15 protein-coding genes (1 of these 15 running past the window's edge) are annotated in these 18717 nt (G+C 58.3%); 7 read left to right on the top strand and 8 right to left on the bottom strand.

Annotated features, from left to right (window positions below; translation table 11 throughout):
- Positions 1-64: 64 nt before the first annotated feature.
- A protein-coding gene (locus tag KYK33_RS16460; RefSeq protein ID WP_396021360.1) for an IS3 family transposase occupies positions 65-1419 on the bottom strand; the annotation gives its coding sequence in 2 pieces (ribosomal slippage) (positions 65-919 and positions 922-1419; 1353 coding nt in all).
- A 113-nt stretch (positions 1420-1532) separates the two neighbouring features.
- Complete coding sequence (locus KYK33_RS16455; protein ID WP_224431207.1) at positions 1533-2426, bottom strand: LysR family transcriptional regulator; 894 nt, start codon at positions 2424-2426, stop codon at positions 1533-1535.
- A gap of 94 nt (positions 2427-2520) precedes the next feature.
- Here KYK33_RS16455 and mdtH point away from each other — a divergent pair, with 94 nt between their 5' ends.
- Positions 2521-3714 (top strand): multidrug efflux MFS transporter MdtH, encoded by a 1194-nt coding sequence (gene mdtH, locus KYK33_RS16450; RefSeq protein ID WP_042043013.1) that lies wholly within the window; start codon positions 2521-2523, stop codon positions 3712-3714.
- 73 nt (positions 3715-3787) lie between these two features.
- Here the strand turns inward: mdtH and KYK33_RS16445 are convergent, their stop codons facing one another.
- The 3 genes from KYK33_RS16445 to aspA form a co-directional block, all read right to left on the bottom strand.
- Complete coding sequence (locus KYK33_RS16445; protein ID WP_224431206.1) at positions 3788-4870, bottom strand: porin; 1083 nt, start codon at positions 4868-4870, stop codon at positions 3788-3790.
- A gap of 204 nt (positions 4871-5074) precedes the next feature.
- A complete protein-coding gene (locus tag KYK33_RS16440; RefSeq protein ID WP_042043015.1) occupies positions 5075-6394 on the bottom strand; it encodes an anaerobic C4-dicarboxylate transporter in 1320 nt (439 codons plus the stop codon).
- Positions 6395-6524: 130 nt separating this feature from the next.
- Complete coding sequence (aspA, locus tag KYK33_RS16435) at positions 6525-7967, bottom strand: aspartate ammonia-lyase (protein ID WP_042043016.1); 1443 nt, start codon at positions 7965-7967, stop codon at positions 6525-6527.
- Positions 7968-8402: 435 nt separating this feature from the next.
- On the opposite strand from aspA, the gene KYK33_RS16430 reads away from it, so the two are divergent.
- Positions 8403-8867, top strand: a complete 465-nt coding sequence (locus KYK33_RS16430) for an FxsA family protein (RefSeq protein ID WP_042043017.1) — start codon at positions 8403-8405, stop codon at positions 8865-8867.
- A gap of 142 nt (positions 8868-9009) precedes the next feature.
- On the opposite strand, the gene KYK33_RS16425 is transcribed toward KYK33_RS16430, so the two are convergent.
- Entirely contained in the window at positions 9010-10344 is a 1335-nt protein-coding gene (locus KYK33_RS16425; protein WP_224433039.1) for an MATE family efflux transporter, read from the bottom strand.
- Positions 10345-10591: 247 nt separating this feature from the next.
- Between KYK33_RS16425 and KYK33_RS16420 the strand changes: the two genes are divergently transcribed.
- The 5 genes from KYK33_RS16420 (at position 10592) to KYK33_RS16400 (ending at position 15339) form a co-directional block, all read left to right on the top strand.
- Positions 10592-10885, top strand: coding sequence for a co-chaperone GroES (locus KYK33_RS16420; RefSeq protein WP_005901665.1), 294 nt, complete (start codon positions 10592-10594; stop codon positions 10883-10885).
- 39 nt (positions 10886-10924) lie between these two features.
- Positions 10925-12562, top strand: a complete 1638-nt coding sequence (groL, locus tag KYK33_RS16415; RefSeq protein ID WP_042043020.1) for a chaperonin GroEL — start codon at positions 10925-10927, stop codon at positions 12560-12562.
- 94 nt (positions 12563-12656) lie between these two features.
- A complete protein-coding gene (locus tag KYK33_RS16410) occupies positions 12657-13154 on the top strand; it encodes a molybdopterin-binding oxidoreductase (RefSeq protein ID WP_042043021.1) in 498 nt (165 codons plus the stop codon).
- 124 nt (positions 13155-13278) lie between these two features.
- Positions 13279-15096: a putative bifunctional diguanylate cyclase/phosphodiesterase gene (locus KYK33_RS16405; protein ID WP_224433038.1), complete on the top strand. Its 1818-nt coding sequence runs from the start codon at positions 13279-13281 to the stop codon at positions 15094-15096.
- A gap of 60 nt (positions 15097-15156) precedes the next feature.
- Positions 15157-15339 (top strand): hypothetical protein, encoded by a 183-nt coding sequence (locus tag KYK33_RS16400; protein ID WP_224431205.1) that lies wholly within the window; start codon positions 15157-15159, stop codon positions 15337-15339.
- A gap of 70 nt (positions 15340-15409) precedes the next feature.
- Here KYK33_RS16400 and rluA read toward each other — a convergent pair whose 3' ends face one another.
- Positions 15410-16066, bottom strand: coding sequence for a bifunctional tRNA pseudouridine(32) synthase/23S rRNA pseudouridine(746) synthase RluA (rluA, locus tag KYK33_RS16395; protein WP_042043024.1), 657 nt, complete (start codon positions 16064-16066; stop codon positions 15410-15412).
- Positions 16067-16820: 754 nt separating this feature from the next.
- Positions 16821-18717, bottom strand: the 3' portion of a protein-coding gene (rapA, locus tag KYK33_RS16390) for an RNA polymerase-associated protein RapA (protein WP_224431204.1). The gene runs 971 nt beyond the window's last position; 1897 of the gene's 2868 nt are visible here — the last part of the coding sequence; the start codon falls outside the window, past its right edge; its stop codon occupies positions 16821-16823.

Raw genomic sequence — 18717 nt, 5'->3', positions numbered from 1 at the left:
TTTTATTTCTGACGCATAGCAAGACCACCTCTTCATGTGAAGTGAACCCCATTTATTGGACACGTTAGTTGGCGGATAACATGGCCTGAGTTCGGTACTGTACCGGGCTCAGGCCGTTTAGTTTCACTTTGATCCGCTCATGGTTGTAGTAGTGGATGTATTCATCCACCACACGTTTCAACTGCTCTGTATCTTCGTACTCTTCGTTGAACCAGCATTCGCTTTTCAGCAGTCCAAAGAAGTTCTCTACCACCGCATTGTCCAGGCAGTTCCCTTTGCGTGACATGCTTTGCTTCACGTCCCTTGACGATAATCGCGTCTGATAGCTGGCCATCTGATATTGCCAGCCTTGATCCGAGTGCAGCACCGGCGCGTCTGTGGGCCCTAATGTCGCCAAGGCGTCATCCAGCATCTTGTCCACCAACCGCATCCCCTGGTGCGTTGCCATCTGCCAGGCGATGATCTCGCTGTTATAGAGGTCCAGCACCGGCGACAAGTACAACTTCTGCCCTTTGAGATTGAACTCCGTCACATCGGTGACCCATTTTTGGTTCGGGGCATCGGCGTGAAAATCACGCTGCAAGAGGTTCGGGGCGATATGGCCGTATGTCCCCTTGTACGACCGATATTTCTTGCGGCGCAGGTTAGAGGCAAGGTCCTGTTCTCGCATGAGTTTTCGCACTGTCTTGTGGTTAATTAGGCACCCTTCGTTGCGCAGCGCCAGGGTGATCCGCCGATAACCATAACGCCCCTTGTGGTGATGAAACAGCGCCTTGATCCGTTGCGCTTCATGCTCATAGGTCCCTGCGCTGGTACCTGACTTCACCTGCCAGTAGAAGGTGCTGCGTGGCAACCAAGCGATATGCAGCAGCGTTGCCAGCTGATGGTCCTGCCTTAGCTCGGAAACTATTTTTGCTTTCTCTGCTGCTTTTCCCGAGCCAAGGCATGCAGCTTTTTTAGATAGGCGTTCTCCGCCCGCAGGTATTCGAGCTCTTCCTGGGCACTGTGGAAAGTGGGATAGGGGGCGGTGAGCGGTTTGTTCGGTGGTTTTTTTCCTGAAGCCATGATGCGCTCTGTGCGTTTGTCACTAAGGGCCATGATACCGCCTTCACGATAAAGCCGCGCCCACCGACTGACGGTGCAGGCCGCGGCGATCTTGAATGCTGCGGCCGCCTTGCGAGAAGATGCATTATTTTCCTGCATCCAGTGCAGTACCTCCTCTTTGAACTCAGCAGAATAAGCTTTGGTCGTGATGGTCAAGCCATCTTCACCACTGACTTTCCAGTGCTCAGTCCAGCGGCGAACGGCGCCATGATCGACACCAAACAGGGCGGCCGTCTTTTTGGCACCGTCATGACCGTTGAGATAGTGAAGAACGACCTGACGCTTGAAGTCGGTCGAGTATTTTTGCTTTGCCATAGAAACGAAGAACCCCTACTCGTTGGGTGTCCAACTTTCGGGGTTCACTTCACATGAGGTGGTTTTTTTATCTCAGCTGTCGAGGCGACAAGGATGAGCGGCCGATTGCCGGGCTATTTACCCGCCCAGTGGCTGGCGAGCATGCGGGCGGCCTCGATCACTCTCTCCTTTTCCCGGTTGGGGCGCTTGCCGCTGCGCCAGGCCATCATCACATCCCAGTGATCCGGCGGCAGATCCGTCACATCGAGCTGCACCAGGCGGCCAAATTCCAGATCCCGCGCGATGGCCAGCGCCGGCATCAGGGTGATGAAGCCGTGCTCTAGCGCGAGCTCACGGGCTGCGCTGGCTGGCTGGATGGCGTGTAGCGGGCGGTTTACCTGGCGCAGCAGCCGCAGCTGGATCAGCAGCTCGTCGCACCCCGTGCCCCACTGCTGGGGGGCGAGCCGCTCGTTGGCAATGTCTTGCAGGGTCAGCCCCTGGCGTCCCGCCAGGGGATGGGTGGCACAGGCCACCGCGATGATGGGGGAGCGGTAGAGCAGTTCGAGCTGAATACCGGCGATGGCGGGGCACTTGAGGATGAAGCCCACATCCGTCTCTCCGGTCAGCAGCTCCTGCATGATGATACCGGAGTGATCCGTGCTGCAGCGGATCTCGAAGCTCTCATCCACCAACTCCAGCAGCAGGGGACCGAATACCACTGTGGTGAGGGAGGGGAGGCAGGAGAGCCGAATGCGTGGCAGCAGGGGAGTGCCCTGCAAGGCGAGCTGGCCGGCCTCCAGGGCATTGAGGGCGGTGCTGACCGCGGGCAGAAACTGCTCGCAGGCGGCGGTGGGGGTGGCGCCGCGGCGGTGGCGGCGAAACAGCGGCTGGCCGAGGGCGTGTTCCAGTACGGCGATGCGCTGACTCACCATGGGTTGTGACCAGCCCCGCACCGCGGCCGCCTTGCTGAAGCTGCCCCGGTTGACCACATCGAGCAGCAGTTGCAGATCATCGAGCGTCATAGCCATAAAAAATCCCGATATGAAATATAGCCAGTTGTCGGCTACCACTATATCTGGTGCCCTCGCAGAATAGCAGCATCAATTGGAGTCTGAGGTGGTTATGGTAGAGCGGGCGCGGCGGCGGGGACGCTGGTTTTTGGCATTGGATTCTCTGCTGGTGATCCTGGGATTCTTCGTGGTGATGCCCATGATAAGCCTGAGATTTGTCGATCAGCTTGGCTGGGCGGCGGGGGTGGTGGGTCTGGCGCTGGGTCTGCGTCAGCTGACCCAGCAGGGGTTGGGGATCTTTGGCGGTTCTCTGGCTGACCGCTTTGGTGCCAGGCCGTTGATCGTCGGCGGCATGCTGCTGCGGGCGGTGGGTTTTGCCAGCCTGGCCTATGCCGAGAGCGGTCTGGCGCTTATTGTCTCCTGCATCATCTCGGGTCTGGGCGGTTGCCTGTTCGATCCTCCGAGAGCGGCCCTGGTCATCAAGTTCACCCGGCCCCATCAGCGCGGACGCTACATCTCGCTGCTGATGATGCTGGAGAGTGCCGGTGCCGTGCTCGGCGCCCTGCTCGGCAGCTGGCTGCTCAATTTCGATTTCGAATATGTCTGTCTGCTGGGGGCTTGTCTGTTCGTCACTGCCGCCCTGTGCAACTGGCTCATTCTGCCCGCCTACAAGATCTCCTTGCGACCAACCCCCATCAAGACAGGGCTGGGCCGGGTGCTGGCGGACAAGGCATTTTGCCGGGTGGTGCTGATCCTGAGCGGCTACTACGCGCTCTGGGTGCAGGTGATGCTGATCTTTCCCATTCTGGTCAAGCAGATGGCGGGCAGCAGCACGGCGGTGGGCTGGATGTATAGCCTGGAGGCGGCGCTGTCGCTCGCCCTGCTCTATCCCCTGGCGCGCTACGGCGAGCGTCACTTCCGGCTGGAGACCCGGCTGCTGGCGGGCATGTTGCTGATGACCGCAGGCATAGGGCTGGTGGCGTTTGCCACCAGCCTGGAGGCGATTTTTGCGCTGCTGGCCTGTTTCTATCTCGGCATCATCATCGTGGAGCCGGCCCGGGAGACCTTGATGACCCGGTTGGCCCACCCGAGCGCGCGGGGCAGCTACATGGGCTTTAGTCGGCTAGGGTTGGCGTTGGGCGGCATGAGTGGTTACGTAGGAGGCGGCGCTTTGCATGACTATGCCAGCGCTCAGGGGCAGCCCTGGTTGCCCTGGCTGGTGCTGGGTAGCGTCGGCGTTGTGACCCTGCTGCTGCTCAGCCACTGTTTTGCCCGTCGTCCCGAACTGGCGCAACTGCGCGCTTGAGTCCGATATAAAAAAACCGGCCGCTGATGCGGCCGGTTTGGTATCGAGAGCTGACTTGACGCCAAATCCGGACTTAGAAGTTGTACTGCAGTGCGACACCAACGACGTCGTCAGAGACTTGGCCCAGGCTGCTGTAGCCATCGGTGCCATCTTCGTCGAGCAGGTTGATCTTGTAGTCAACATAGGCGTTGAAGTTGTCGGTGAAGTTGTACCAGGCACCCACACTGACGTACTCGGTCAGGGTGTCGTCGATGTTGGCACCGCTGCGGTCATCCTTCACGTCGGTACGCAGGTAGGCGACGGACGGCTTGAATTTCGGGGTGACGCTGTACTGGGCAACGGCTTCATAACCGTCACTCTTCTCGGCATAGCCGCTCTGGCCATTCTTGCTGACGAAGATGTGATCCTGGCCATGAGCATAGGTGGCTGCCAGGTAGAGGTTACCGGCACTGTACTTGATACCTGCGCCATACAGCTGGGCATCGTCATCCCCACCGAAGGAGGCCAGCTCTTTCTGGTCACCAGTCTTGGTGGCCATGTTGTAGACGGCGCCCAGGGAGAGACCCATGTCGAAGTCATAGTTGGCGGACAGGGCATAACCCTCGTCGGAACCCTTCATCCACTTGCTGTCCTTGTCATTCCAAGGATCGTTCTTGCCAGTGAACTGGGCACCCAGGGTCATGCCCTGATAGGTATAGATGTACTGGGCCAGGCCGTTGTTACGACCGGTACCGAACACGTCAGTGTCCTTGCCCAGGCCGTCACCACCCCATTCCGGCAGCACGTCGGTATAGTTGTTGACCGCTTTGGCGAACAGACCATCCTGACGGCCGTAGCTGAAGGCGCCGAAGCGATCGTTCTGGATACCCACGTAGCCGTAACGCAGCTCGTCGTTGTCAGAACCTGAGGTCGGCAGGTTGTATTCGGCGAAGGCGAAGGCTTTGGTTTCGTCATCGATGCGAGTCTCACCGGCGACGTGCAGACGCAGGTAGCTCTGATCGCCTTCCAGGGCGTCACTGCTGGTACCGTAGTACATACCTTGAACGCGACCACCAATATCCAGCTTGGTGCCGTCTTGATCATACAGGGTGGCAGCCTGGGCGGTACCGGCCAGCATCAGGCTGGAAACAGCCATGGTCAATGCAGTCTTTTTCATTGTCTATTCCTCTGGGGTAAGTACTCTCCAGGTCCCTCTAGGAGCCTGAATGATCGGTATTTTTCCGATATGGCAATTCTATGGGGGGCAAGCTTGACTGGAGCTGAAGCCGGAATCTTTTTGCATATTAAGGCATCATTTTTGTGACGCACAACGACAAAAAAGCGACCCGGAGGTCGCTCTTGATTAACGGGGGTGAGGCTATCAGAGCATCAGGCCACCGAAGAAGAAGCCCAGGGTCACGGCCATGGCGATAGTAGCCACACCCGGGATGAAGAAGGGGTGGTTGAACACCGCCTTGCCAATCCGGGTCGAACCTGTGTCATCCATCTCCACTGCCGCCAGCAGGGTCGGGTAGGTGGGCAGCACAAACAGGGCGCTCACGGCAGCAAAGGAGGCGATGGCGGTCAGCGGGCTGACGCCCAGCGCCAGGGCGGCAGGCATCAGTGCCTTGGTGGTGGCACCCTGGGAGTAGAGCAGCATGGAGGAGAAGAACAGCACCACGGCCAGCAGCCAGCTATAGCTGTTGAGCAGATCGCCCGCCACGAGCTGGATAGTGTCCATGTTGCCTTTCACGAAGACGTTACCCAACCAGGCGACACCCAGTACGCAGATGCAGGCTGACATACCGGATTTGAAGGTCGGCATGTTGGTGACCTGAGTCGCGTCCAGCTTGCAGACCAGGGTCATGATGGTGGCGGCGGCGAGCATGATGCCCATGATGGCGCCATCACGGGGGATGGGCGGATGGGCAATCAAGCCTACATTGCTCGAAATGGCCGTGGCATAGGCCATGACGGCGACGATGGCGGCGACGAAGATGCCGACCGAGAGTTTGGCATAGGGTTTGAGCTCGACCTGGCTGGTGCCGCGCAGCTTGATCAGACCCTTGGCCTTGCGCTCCAGATAGACTTCATCTTGATCCAGCGGCTTGCCCATCATGTTGGCGACGAAGGCGCCGACCATGCAGGCGAGGAAGCTGGACGGAATGCAGATGGCCAGCAGGGTCAAGTAATCGACACCAAAAGGCTCCAACATCCCGGAAAAGGCGACCACGGCTGCCGAAATGGGCGAGGCGGTGATGGCGATCTGGGAGGCGATAACCGCGATGGAGAGCGGACGGGAGGGGCGAATGCCTTGCTCCTTGGCCACCTCGGCGATGACCGGCAAGGTGGAGAAGGCAGTGTGGCCTGTCCCGGCGAGCATGGTCATCAGGTAGGTGACGACAGGGGCGGCGAAGGTGATGTGCTTGGGATTCTTGCGCAGCGCCTTCTCGGCCAGGGAGACCAGATAATCCATGCCGCCAGCCAGTTGCATACAGGCGATGGCACAGATCACGGACGCGATGATCATGATCACGTCCCAGGGAATATAACTGACCAGCTGGTCGCTTGGGATCTCCATGCCCAGACCCCAGGTCAATACCAGCACCCCCAGGCCACCGGCGAAGCCGATGCCGATGCTGCCTATCCGGGCTCCCAGATAGATAGCGGCGAGTACGACGGCTAACTCGATTCCAATCATAGTGAACACTCCATTATTTTTAGTTTTTAAGAATCGTTCTGGCACAAAGCCATTTCCCGATGGGCTGGCGGCAAACAAGCGGGTCGGGAAATGGCTTTAAGGGCCGGGAGTGATCCCGGCCCTGGCTCGCTTATACGGCGGCGCTGCGCGCGAAGCGCTTGGCCTTGTATTGCGGGTTCATCAGGTTTTCGATAGAGAGGATCTCGTCGAGCTGCTCGGCGGTCAGCAGACCGCGCTCCAGTACGACTTCACGGACGTTCTTGCCGGTTTGGGCGCAGATCTTGCCGACAATGTCCCCCTCGTGGTGACCGATGAAGGGGTTGAGGTAGGTCACGATGCCGATGGAGTTGAGCACATGGTTCATGCAGATCTCCGGGTTGGCGGTGATCCCTTCCACACACTTCTCGCGCAGGGAGATACAAGCATTCTTCATCAGGCTCAAGGATTCGAACATGGCCTGACCTATCACGGGTTCCATCACGTTCAGCTGCAGCTGACCGGCTTCTGAGGCGAAGGTGATAGTGATGTCGTTGCCAAACACCTTGAAGCACGCCTGGTTGACCACTTCCGGGATGACCGGGTTGACCTTGGCTGGCATGATGGAGGAGCCCGCCTGCATCTCCGGCAGGTTGATCTCTTTGAGGGCGGTGCGTGGGCCGGAAGAGAGCAAGCGCAGATCGTTACAGATCTTGGAGAGCTTCATGGCCAGGCGTTTGATGGCGCTGTGCAGCATCACATAAGCGCCGCAATCCGAGGTGGCCTCGATCAGATCTTCTGCCGGCACATAGGCGCGACCGGTGATCTCGGCCAGACGCTGGATGGCCAGGGCAGAATACTCGGGTGGGGTGTTCAGGCCGGTACCGATGGCGGTGGCGCCCAGGTTCACTTCCAGCAACAGCTCCTGGCAACGCTTGATGGACTTGATCTCTTCACGCAGGGTCACGGCAAAGGCATGGAACTCCTGACCCAGGGTCATGGGCACCGCATCTTGCAACTGGGTGCGTCCCATCTTGAGCACAGAGCTGAACTCCTTGGCCTTGGCGTCGAAGGCGGTGATCAGATCGTCCAGGGCATCCAGGGTGGTGTCGGTGCTGTTGACCACGGCGACGCGGAAACCGGTCGGGTAGGCATCATTGGTGGATTGGCACTTGTTGACGTGGTCGTTGGGGTTGATGACGTCGTAGCGGCCCTTCTCCAGCCCCATGATCTCCAGGGCTATGTTGGCCAGTACTTCGTTGGTATTCATGTTGACCGAGGTTCCGGCGCCGCCTTGGTAGACATCGACAGGGAACTGATCGAAACACTTGCCGGTGTTGAGCATCAGATCGCAGGCTTCGACGATCTTGTCGGCAATTTCGGGGGGCATGGTGCCCAGTTCGCCGTTGGCCAGGGCCGCTGCCTTCTTGGTCAGCACCATGCCACGGACAAACTCAGGGACATCAGAAATTTTCTGAGTGCTCAGCTTGAAGTTCTCGACCGCCCGCAGGGTGTGGACGCCGTAATAGAGCTCGTTGGAAACTTCTTTGGTGCCCAGCAGATCTTCTTCAATGCGGACGTTTATGATGTCGCTCATTGTAATGCCTCAGAAATCAAATAAATGGAAATGATCCTCACCGAGTGGTCGCGAGTTCCTTGCGCACAGCTCATCCTGAAGCACCACACATCGAGTGGGGCGGTAGGGAATAATTCCCCGTTAACTGTCAGGGATCTTACCTCAATGGGGGTACCCCATGTTAGATGTAGATCACTAAATTTGAGGGATTCCCAAATTTTTTGCGACGATTAAACATATGTTGCAAATGACCCAATTACTGTGACAGAACAAGGGACTCACGCCCAGCCATCTCAGGGAAAATATTCCCTAAAATCACGGCTGGATCGCGCTTTGCCTTGAAAAAGCCGATAGCTCCCCCATCTAGTAGAGAGGAATGCCGCCTCCTGCCCTGGCCGGATGGAGAGGCGAGCGCCAGTCAGACTGGCCACCACATCAAGCCGTACTGAGGTCAATATGGGTAAGTTATTTTTGTTATTTGTCGGCCTGTCTCTGCTCGAACTGACCGTCATGATCCAGGTGGGTACCGTCATCGGTGCTCTGCCAACCGTGATCCTCATCGTGCTGACGGCCATGCTGGGCAGTTCGCTGGTGCGTCGCCAGGGGCTCAAGACCCTGATGGAAGCCCAACAGCGGATGCAGGTCGGCGAGATGCCGGCCCGTGAGCTGATGGGGGGCATGATGCTGGCCCTGGCTGGTCTGCTGTTGATCGTCCCGGGCTTTGTCACCGACCTGCTGGGTCTGTTGCTGCTTCTGCCGCCGCTGCGCAGCCGTCTGGCCGACAGACTGGTCAAGGGGGTCAGGGTGCAAGGGGCCATGGGAGGCTTCCAGTCTCAGGGGCCTTACTCCCCATCGTCCCCGCTGCGCGATGAGTCCAGCACCATCATAGAGGGTGAGTTCGAGCGCAAGGACAAGGAGTAATCTCAGCGGCCACGTCGGTCGGCGCCAGCAGTGGCGAAGAGAGAAACCTGAAGGGGCCGCAGCAAGCGGCCCTTTTGTTGCCTGCTACCCGGCCTCTGAGGGGGGCTGCTGCGGGTTGATGGGGAGAAGGCGGCGCCGCTGCTCAGGGACGCCCTTGATGGCAGAGTTGTTCGAAGCGATGGCGGGCATAGAGCCAGGCCAGGCTGCCCGCCGCCAGATTGGCGATGAGTATCCCCAGATAGATGCCCTCTTCCCCGCCCAGCCTGGCGCCGATCCAGGCCCCGGGCAGCAAGAAGCCAAACAGTCGCAGGCCATTGAACAGAAATGAGATGCTGGAGGCGCGCACCCCGTTCAATGCCGAGGCCAGCAGCATCACCATCCCCTGAAAACCATACCCGATGGGTACCAGGTGCAGGTAGAGCACGATCAGGCGGCTCACCTGGGGATGGTCGCTGAACAGGCTGGCAATCAGCGGGGCCAGCAGCCAGGTCAGCCCATAGATGGCGAGCTGAAACAGCAAGGCAAAACGCATGCAGAGCTGCAAGGCCGCCCTGGCCCGTGCCGGATTGCCTGCCCCGCAGTTCTGGGAAACAAAGGGGGCCAGCACCGAGGAGAGCGCCATCATGACGATGAGCAGCAGTGCCTCAACCCGGGACGCGGCCCCATAGGCGGCGACCACCTCGGTACCAAGGCCTGCGAAGATGACCATCAGCATGGCGTTGGCCAGGGGGTTGAGCATATTGGTGAAGGAGGCGGGTACAGCCACATGCAACAGGGCGCGCCAGTGGGCCAGCAGGCGCTGGCGTGGGGAGAGCCGCCAACGTAGCAGCCCCTCCCTGTGGCGCAATATATAGAGGCTGACCAGCATGGCCATCAACCAGGAGACGGAGGTGGCGATGGCGGCGCCACTGATACCCCACTCGGGAAAGGGACCTATGCCGAAGATGAGCAAAGGATCCAGCACGCCATTGACCAGCCCGGCGACCGCCATCACCAGACTCGGCGTCTTGGTGTCCCCGGTGGCGCGGATGGCGGCATTGCCGACCATGGGCAGCACCAGCATGGGTACCGTCAGATACCAGATCAGCATGTAGTCGTGGATGAGGGCGATCAGGGCCTCGCTTGCCCCCAGCAGACGAAACAGCGGGTCTATGGTGAGGGCACCCAGCAGGGAGAGCAGGGTGACCAGCAGCACCGCGAGAAACAGACTGTCGGTGACCAAGTGAGCGGCCTCTTCATGCTTGCCCTGACCCAGGGTGTGGCCAATCACGGCCGAGAGCCCGGCCCCAAGTCCCATGGCGAGCGAGGTGACCACGAAGGTCACCGGGAAGGTAAAGCTGATGGCGGCCAGCGCCTGGGTGCCCAGCATGCCGATGAAGAAGGTATCGACCAGATTGAATGCCAGTATGGCGATGATGCCGAGGATCATGGGCCCTGTCATGCGCAGCAATACGGCGGGCATGGGGGCAGTCAGCATGGGATTGGGTCGGGTCAAGGGCAAGTCTCTTCACGGCTGGAAACTGATCTCTGGTTTGCCAAAAGACAAACTCGGAACCATGGCGGGCATGGCGATCCATCGAAGATATTCATGGTACGTGAAAAACTTTTTTTTGTATCCGCCCTTGAAGGGGAGAGATAAGTGCCCCACATCTGGGTCATATGCAATTTGGCCAGGAATGGCCATTCCTCAAGTAACAAAGTGACTCATTTTGGGAGAGTTATCGATGAAAATTCGTCCACTGCACGACCGCGTCATCATTAAGCGCATCGAAGCTGAAGCTAAATCCGCTGGCGGTATCGTCCTGACTGGTACTGCGGCTCAGAAGTCCACCCGTGGTGAGGTTCTGGCCGTGGGGACTGGTCGAATTCTGGATAATGGCGAAGTGAAGGCGCTCGCTGTCAAGGTCGGCGACAAGGTGATCTTCAACGAAGGTTACGGCGTGAAGAGCGAGAAGCTGGATGGTCAGGAAGTGTTGATCCTGTCCGAGACCGACATCCTGGCGATCGTCGAAGCGTAATTTTTCCTTCCCCCGAATTGACTAAAGGATTCAAGAATCATGGCAGCTAAAGACGTTAAATTTGGCAACGAAGCCCGCATCAAAATGCTGGAAGGCGTGAACATCCTGGCCGACGCCGTCAAAGTGACCCTGGGCCCGAAAGGCCGCAACGTGGTGCTGGACAAGTCCTTCGGCGCCCCGACCATCACCAAGGATGGCGTCTCCGTTGCGCGCGAAATCGAGCTGGAAGACAAATTCCAGAACATGGGCGCCCAGATGGTCAAGGAAGTCGCTTCCAAGGCCAACGACGCCGCCGGTGACGGTACTACCACTGCTACCGTACTGGCGCAAGCCATCGTCAACGAAGGCCTGAAAGCCGTCGCCGCAGGCATGAACCCGATGGATCTGAAGCGTGGTATCGACAAAGCCGTCGTGGCGGCCGTTGCCGAGCTGCAGTCCCTGTCCCAGCCTTGCGCCGACAGCAATGCCATCGCTCAGGTGGGTACCATCTCCGCCAACTCCGACGAGAAAGTGGGTGCACTGATCGCCGAAGCCATGGACAAGGTCGGCCGTGATGGCGTCATCACCGTTGAAGACGGTCAGGGCCTGGAAGACGAGCTGGCAGTGGTTGAAGGCATGCAGTTCGACCGCGGCTACCTCTCCCCTTACTTTGTCAACAAGCCGGAAACCGGCGCCGTCGAGCTGGACGATCCCTTCATCCTGCTGGTCGACAAGAAAGTCTCCAACATCCGCGAAATGCTGCCGGTGCTGGAAGGCGTTGCCAAAGCGGGTAAACCGCTGCTGATCGTTGCCGAAGACGTAGAGGGCGAAGCCCTGGCGACCCTGGTGGTCAACACCATGCGTGGTATCGTGAAAGTGGCTGCCGTCAAGGCGCCGGGCTTCGGTGACCGTCGCAAGGCCATGCTGCAAGATATCGCCATCCTGACCGGCGGTACCGTCATCTCCGAAGAGGTGGGCATGGAGCTGGAAAAAGCGACCCTGGAAGACCTGGGCCGTGCCAAGCGCATCGTCATCACCAAAGAGAACACCACCATCATCGACGGTGTGGGCGATGCAACCCTGATCGAGAGCCGTGTTGCTCAGATCCGTCAGCAGATCGAAGAGACCTCTTCCGATTACGACCGTGAGAAGCTGCAAGAGCGCGTAGCCAAATTGGCTGGCGGCGTTGCCGTTATCAAAGTCGGTGCTGCCACCGAAGTTGAGATGAAAGAGAAGAAAGCCCGGGTTGACGACGCCCTGCACGCCACTCGCGCTGCGGTAGAAGAAGGCGTGGTTGCCGGTGGTGGTGTTGCACTGGTGCGCGTTGCGGCCAAACTGGCTGGTCTGCGTGGCGACAACGAAGATCAGAACGTGGGTATCAAGGTTGCACTGCGCGCCATGGAAGCCCCGCTGCGTCAGATCGTCATCAACGCCGGTGAAGAAGCCTCCGTCATTGCCAACGCCGTGAAGAATGGTGAAGGCAACTTCGGCTACAACGCCTACACCGAGCAGTACGGTGACATGCTGGCCATGGGCATCCTGGATCCGACCAAGGTGACTCGCTCTGCCCTGCAGTTTGCCTCTTCCATCGCCGGTCTGATGATCACCACTGAGTGCATGATCACTGACCTGCCGAAGAAAGATGGCCCGGCCATGCCTGATATGGGTGGCATGGGTGGCATGGGCGGCATGATGTAATCTCGCTCTCGTCATTAAACGGCTCGCATTGGCGGGCCGTTTTTTTTAAGGCGGCTAAACTGGACGTATTGATAATAAAATCATTGGTGTATCTATGATCAAAATTGGCTTTATCCCCCTTCTCTTCTGCCTCGCGGGCCCGGCCCTGGCCTTGGAGGCGCCACAAGGCCCCGTGATATTGACCGTCTCCGGCAATGTGGATGCCGAAGGGGCGCAAGCTGGCAAGGTGGAGCTGGACCTCGCACTCATTCAGTCCCTGCCACAACACGAAATAGTCACCAGCAATCCCTGGGTCGACAAGCCTCATCACTACAAGGGCCCCAAGGTGGCCGATCTGCTCGCAGCACTTGATGCCAAAGGCAAGACCATCACCCTGACCGCCCTCAACAGTTTTCAGATCAAGGTGGACTGGGAGAAGGTAAAGCAATATGACCCCATTCTGGCCTGGCAGGACGATGGCATCACCATGCGGGTACGTGACAAGGGGCCCCTTTGGTTTATCCTACCCTTGGATCAATATCCGGAACTCAAGCAGTCTGCCTACACCGACATGATGATCTGGCAATTGAGCGCCCTCGATATTCAGAACTGACAAGGTGGGAGTCCGGGTGAAAAGAAAGAGTTGGCCACTGTTGCTCATTCTCTATATTTCCATCCTCTCATTCACGGGGAGCACCCTCTATTGCCTGGTGCAGATCCAGAATGCGACCCGGGTCATGGAGAAGTATACCTACGACGTCTCCTGGGCCCTGATGCAGTTGCAGCTGGAGTTGGGGCGTTTCCTCAACTCGGTCGAGCTCTACCACTATGGCGGTATAGACCACGACACCCTGATGCTGCGTTATGACATCTTGTGGAGCCGCACCCCGGTATTGTTGAGTGGGCAGCTGCGCGAGAGCCTGCATGACAAGCAGAAAGCCTTGCGCCTGGTACAACTCATCGAGAGTACGATCCGCGAACTCGAACCCCGCATTTCGGCCCTCAAGGCAGGTAATGGCGACTATCAGCAGATCATGATGCGGTTATCACCCCTGCAAGAACCGCTCTCTTATTCCCTCGCCTCCGTGATGCAACAGAACATCAAGGTATACACCAGTAACGACCAGCGTTTCGGTACCTTGCGCAACTCTCTGCTGCTCATGGTCAGCGGCTTGCTGGTATCGGTGATCATGCTCAGCGTGTTGCTGATCCGTGAGGGGCGGCGCCACTATCGGGAGGCTCGCTTCGACCCACTCACTGGCCTCTCCAATCGCCTCGCCCTGCTGGAACAGATGGAGGAGTGCGTTACCCGGGAACAGCCCTTTGGCCTGGTGCTGATCGATATCAACGAGTTTCGCGACATCAACAGCAAGTTTGGCTACAACATTGGCGATCTTCTGCTGCAAGAGTTGGCCCGGCGTCTCGATACGCTCTGTAATGACAGTGAATGGGCTGCCCGTTTGGTGGGGGATCAATTCGCCATCATCCAGAAGGACAGCAGCGATCTCAAACAGGTGCGAGAGCTGGTCGCCCGCGTGCTGTATGCCGTCAAGCAGGATATCCCCCTGGATCACTACCCATTTAGGCTGGAGGTGGGGATAGGCATCGCCTTCTACCCCATGGATAGCGAGGAGACTCAGGATCTGCTGAGCCGGGCCGAGCAGGCGCTGTTCCACAGCCGCAAGACCCATGTGCCCTATGTCATCTATGACAAGTCACTGCAAAATGAGACGGCGCGGCGTAAACACCTTGCCTCCGACATGGTGGTAGCGCTCGAACGCAATGCCCTCGAGCTTTATTATCAGCCCATCATCAATCTGGAGACCGGGCGCTGTGAAGCCGTTGAGGCCCTGCTGCGCTGGCGTCACCCTGAACTTGGTTTCATCCCGCCCAACGAGTTGATCCAGGTTGCCGAAGAGTTCCAGCTGTCTGAAAAATTGGGAGGCTGGGTGCTAAATACCGCGTGCGCCCAGCTTTACCAATGGCAGCAGCTGGGTCTTCTTGACCTGCAGATGTGCGTCAATATCTCCCCCGGAATGTATCAACGCAGCCTGCTCAAGCTGGTCGCCAAGGCCCTGATGGAGCATCGTATTTCTGCCGCTCATCTGGTATTGGAAGTGACGGAAGACACCACAATGCGCGAGGTGAAAAACTCGCTGCAACTGATGCAGGATCTGAGTCAGCAAGGGGTGCAGCTGGCGCTGGATGATTTTGGGACAGGCTATTCCTCCCTCAGTTACCTGCAGAAGCTGCCAGTGAACAAGGTGAAGATCGACCGATCCTTCATCCAGGGGATAGACAGCTCCACCGAGGCTTCGGAGCTGGTTGCCAATATTTGTCGACTCGGTTCCATGCTTGGCAAGACGCTGGTGTGCGAGGGGATTGAAACTCAGGCCCAACTCGATGTGTTACGCGGGCTGACCGACATTCATCTTTATGGTCAGGGTTATCTGTTCAGCCGCCCGGCCCAGGCGGAGGCCGTGTATCAGACGCTGCTGGAGATGGAAGAGCGCTGGCTGGATGGCAAGGTACCAAGCAGAGCCTGTCACAGCTAAGCAGTTGTGACTCATGCTTTCGTCATCATGGCCGATAGCCAGAGGGCAGGAGGAATGCAAATGGAAATATCTGGTTCAACATCTTATGGCAGTGCCCTCATGGTCGCCAGCCTCGCCAAGAAGCAACAAGCTCAAGAGGGGGAAACCGCTCTGGCCCTGTTGCAGGGAGCCGCCGAATCGGCACAAGCACCCAAGAGCACGGCAGGCAGCACCCTGGGTGGCAACATCAATATTCACGTATGATGCCAAGTAATAAAAAAGCCTCGGTCTGTTGACCGAGGCTTTTTTCGTTCTGGCGCTTTGCTGATGCAGATTAACCGGCGAAAGGCGCTGGTGCTTCAAACGTCATCCGCTCTCCGCTGCGTGGATGGCTGATGGTCAGCATGGCCGCATGCAAGTAAAGATGGGGAGCCGCTGCCAGCGCCTCGGGGTGGGCATAGAGGTTGTCACCCAATATGGGGTGCCCCAGCTCCAGCATGTGAACCCGCAACTGATGGGATCTGCCGGTGATGGGCATCAGCTTGATCAAGCTGTTGCCATTTTCCACTCTCAGCTTCTCCCACAGGGTCAAGGCATGGCGTCCCTCCTCGAAATCAACCTTCTGCTTGGGACGGTTGGGCCAGTCCACACACAGGGGCAGATCAACCTGACCCGAGTCCGCCTCCGGCTCGCCCCATACCCAGGCAAGATAGTGCTTCTCGGTCTCCCGCTCGCGAAACTGCCTGCTTAACTCGCGATGGGCATTGGGATTGAGGGGGATCACCAATACACCCGTGGTAGACATGTCGAGGCGATGGGCCGCGGCGGCCTTGGGGTGTTGCTGCTTCACCCTGTGCAAGACACTGTCTTCGTTTTCTGGGCCACGCCCCGGCACACTGAGCAGGCCGGTCGGCTTGTTGACCACCATGATGTCTTTATCCTTGAACAGGATATCGAGCCAGGGCTCCAGGGGAGGGCAATATTCGAACATAGCGTCTCGCATCAAAGGTTAAGGTGGGGACGCGTCCCCATCAGTTATGGTTCACCACGATAATAAAGTGCATGGCATCCAGCTTGAGCCGAGTCTGGCTGCCTCGACGTCAGTATCTCGTCAGTTATGGTTCACCACGATAATAAAGTGCATGGCATCCAGCTTGAGCCGAGTCTGGCTGCCTCGACGTCAGTATCTCGTCAGTTATGGTTCACCACGATAATAAAGTGCATGGCATCCAGCTTGAGCCGAGTCTGGCTGCCTCGACGTCAGTATCTCGTCAGTTATGGTTCACCACGATAATAAAGTGCATGGCATCCAGCTTGAGCCGAGTCTGGCTGCCTCGACTTCAGTATCTTGTCAGTTATGGGTCACCACGATAATAAAGTGCATGGCATCCAGCTTGAGCTGGGTCTGGTCGCGCCGACTTCAGTATCTCGTCAGTTATGGGTTACCACGATAAAGCGGATGGCATCCAGCTTGAGCTGGGTCTGGTCGCGCCGACTTCAGTATCTTGTCAGTTATGGTTCACCACGATAATAAAGTGCATGGCATCCAACTTGAGCCGAGTCTGGCTGCCTCGACTTCAGTATCTCGTCAGTTATGGGTCACCACGATAAAGTGGATGGCATCCAGCTTGAGCCAGATATGGCTGCCTCGACTTCAGTATCTCGTCAGTTATGGGTCACCACGATAATAAAGTGCATGGCATCCAGCTTGAGCCAAGTCTGGATGCCTCGACGTCAGTATCTTGTCAGTTATGGGTCACCACGATAAAGCGGATGGCATCCAGCTTGAGCTGGGTCTGGTCGATCAGGTGATGCAGCTCGGCCTGCAGGTCGCGCAGGTAGTCGAGTTCGCTGTCCCGCACATTGGGGTTGACGGCCTTGAGTGCTTCCAGCCTGTCCAGATCCTGTTGCAGAGTCTGCGCCATCTGGCCACGGGCCTCATCGACAATGGTCATTTTCAGCTGTTCGGCAATGGCTTGCCCCTTGCCGATCAGACCGTGGATCACCGGTTGCGAGGCGGTGACCAGCTTGCTGCCCAGATGACGATTGACCGGGGTCAGCTGGCGATTGAAAGCATCAAATGCCACCTTCTCTCCCAGATTTTGCCCGTTCTTGTCCATCAACAGCCGGATCGGCGTCGGTGGCATGAAACGGTAGAGCTGGGAATGGGCGGCAGATTCGGCCACAAAGATGAGTTCCAGCAAGATGGAGCCGATAGGGAGCGCTTTATTCTTGAGCAGCGCGACCGAGGTGGCGCCTATCTCCGATCCCAGAATCAGGTCGATACCGCCCCGCATGATGGGGTGATCCCAGGAGAGGAAGAACATATCGTCCCTGGACAGCGCCGTGTCTCTGTCAAAGGTAACCGTCATGCCGTCATGGGGCAGGCCCGGGAAGCTGGAGACCAGCATATGATCCCCCGGCGTCAGTACCAGGGCATTTTCACCGCGATCATCCTGATTGACGCCAATCTCATCGAACATCTTGAGGGCAAAGGAGATCATGGCGGTGTCGCCATCCTCTGCCGCCAGTCTGTCGGCCAGTTGCTGGGCCGCTTCCCCCCCGCAGGAGTGGATCTCCAGCAGGCGATCGCGACCTTGCTCCAGGCGAGCCTTGAGCGGTTCGTGCAGTTCCCGGGTCCGGGTGAGCAGCTCGTCGAGCGCGGCTTGCTCTCCGCTGTTGGCGGCTAACAGTTCGAACAGCTGATCGCGCACCGCTTCAAATACGGGGCGAGCGGTGGGGCAGGTCTGCTCGAACGCATCCATGCCATCGTGGTACCAGCGCAGCAGGGCCAGCTGGGCGCTACCTTCCAGATAAGGAACGTGGATTTCGACCGTATTTTGCTGACCGATGCGGTCGAGACGACCGATACGCTGCTCCAGCAAATCCGGGTTAAGGGGCAGATCAAATAGCACCAAGTGGTTGGCAAATTGGAAGTTGCGACCCTCGGAGCCTATTTCGGAACAGATCAGCACCTGAGCGCCACCATCTTGCTGGGCGAAATAGGCTGAGGCCTGATCCCGTTCCAGGATGGACATGCCTTCGTGGAAGACGGTCGCCCGTATTCCCTCGCGGGTACGCAGTGCCTCTTCCAGGGCGAGGGCTGTGCTCGCTTCGGAACAGATCACCAAGACTTTCTGCTGGCGGGCGCCGAGCAACAGCTCCAGCAACCAGGTGATGCGGGGATCAAACTGGGTCCAGCTGGCGCTGTCACCCTCGAACTGCTGATAGATTTTCTCGGGATAGAGATAACGCAGGGCACGGGCCTGCAGATCGCCACCGCTCCCCCCCATCATGCTCATGACCTTGATGGCAGTCTTGTACTGATCCGGTAACGGCATGGGGTAGACATTGAGATGGCGCTCGGGGAAGCCTTGAATATTGGCTCGGCTGTTACGAAACAGCACCCGGCCGGTACCGTGTTGGTCGAGCAGCGTGCTGACCGCCTGCTGACGCGCTTTGCTGTCGGTCAGATCCAGCCCTGCGAGCTGGTTGGCGAGGAGCTGCTGAGCGGCATCGCTCAGGGGCTCGCCAGCGAGCAGCGCCTGGGCTGCTGCCGCAACTTGACCATAAGCCTGCTCCTCTGCCAGGAAAGCCTCGTAGTCGTAGAAGCGCTCGGGATCGAGCAACCGCAACCGGGCG

It is taken from the genome of Aeromonas rivuli (genome assembly GCF_020149575.1).
GTDB classification, from domain to species: domain Bacteria; phylum Pseudomonadota; class Gammaproteobacteria; order Enterobacterales; family Aeromonadaceae; genus Aeromonas; species Aeromonas rivuli.
This window is presented reverse-complemented; position numbering and strand designations above follow the sequence as displayed.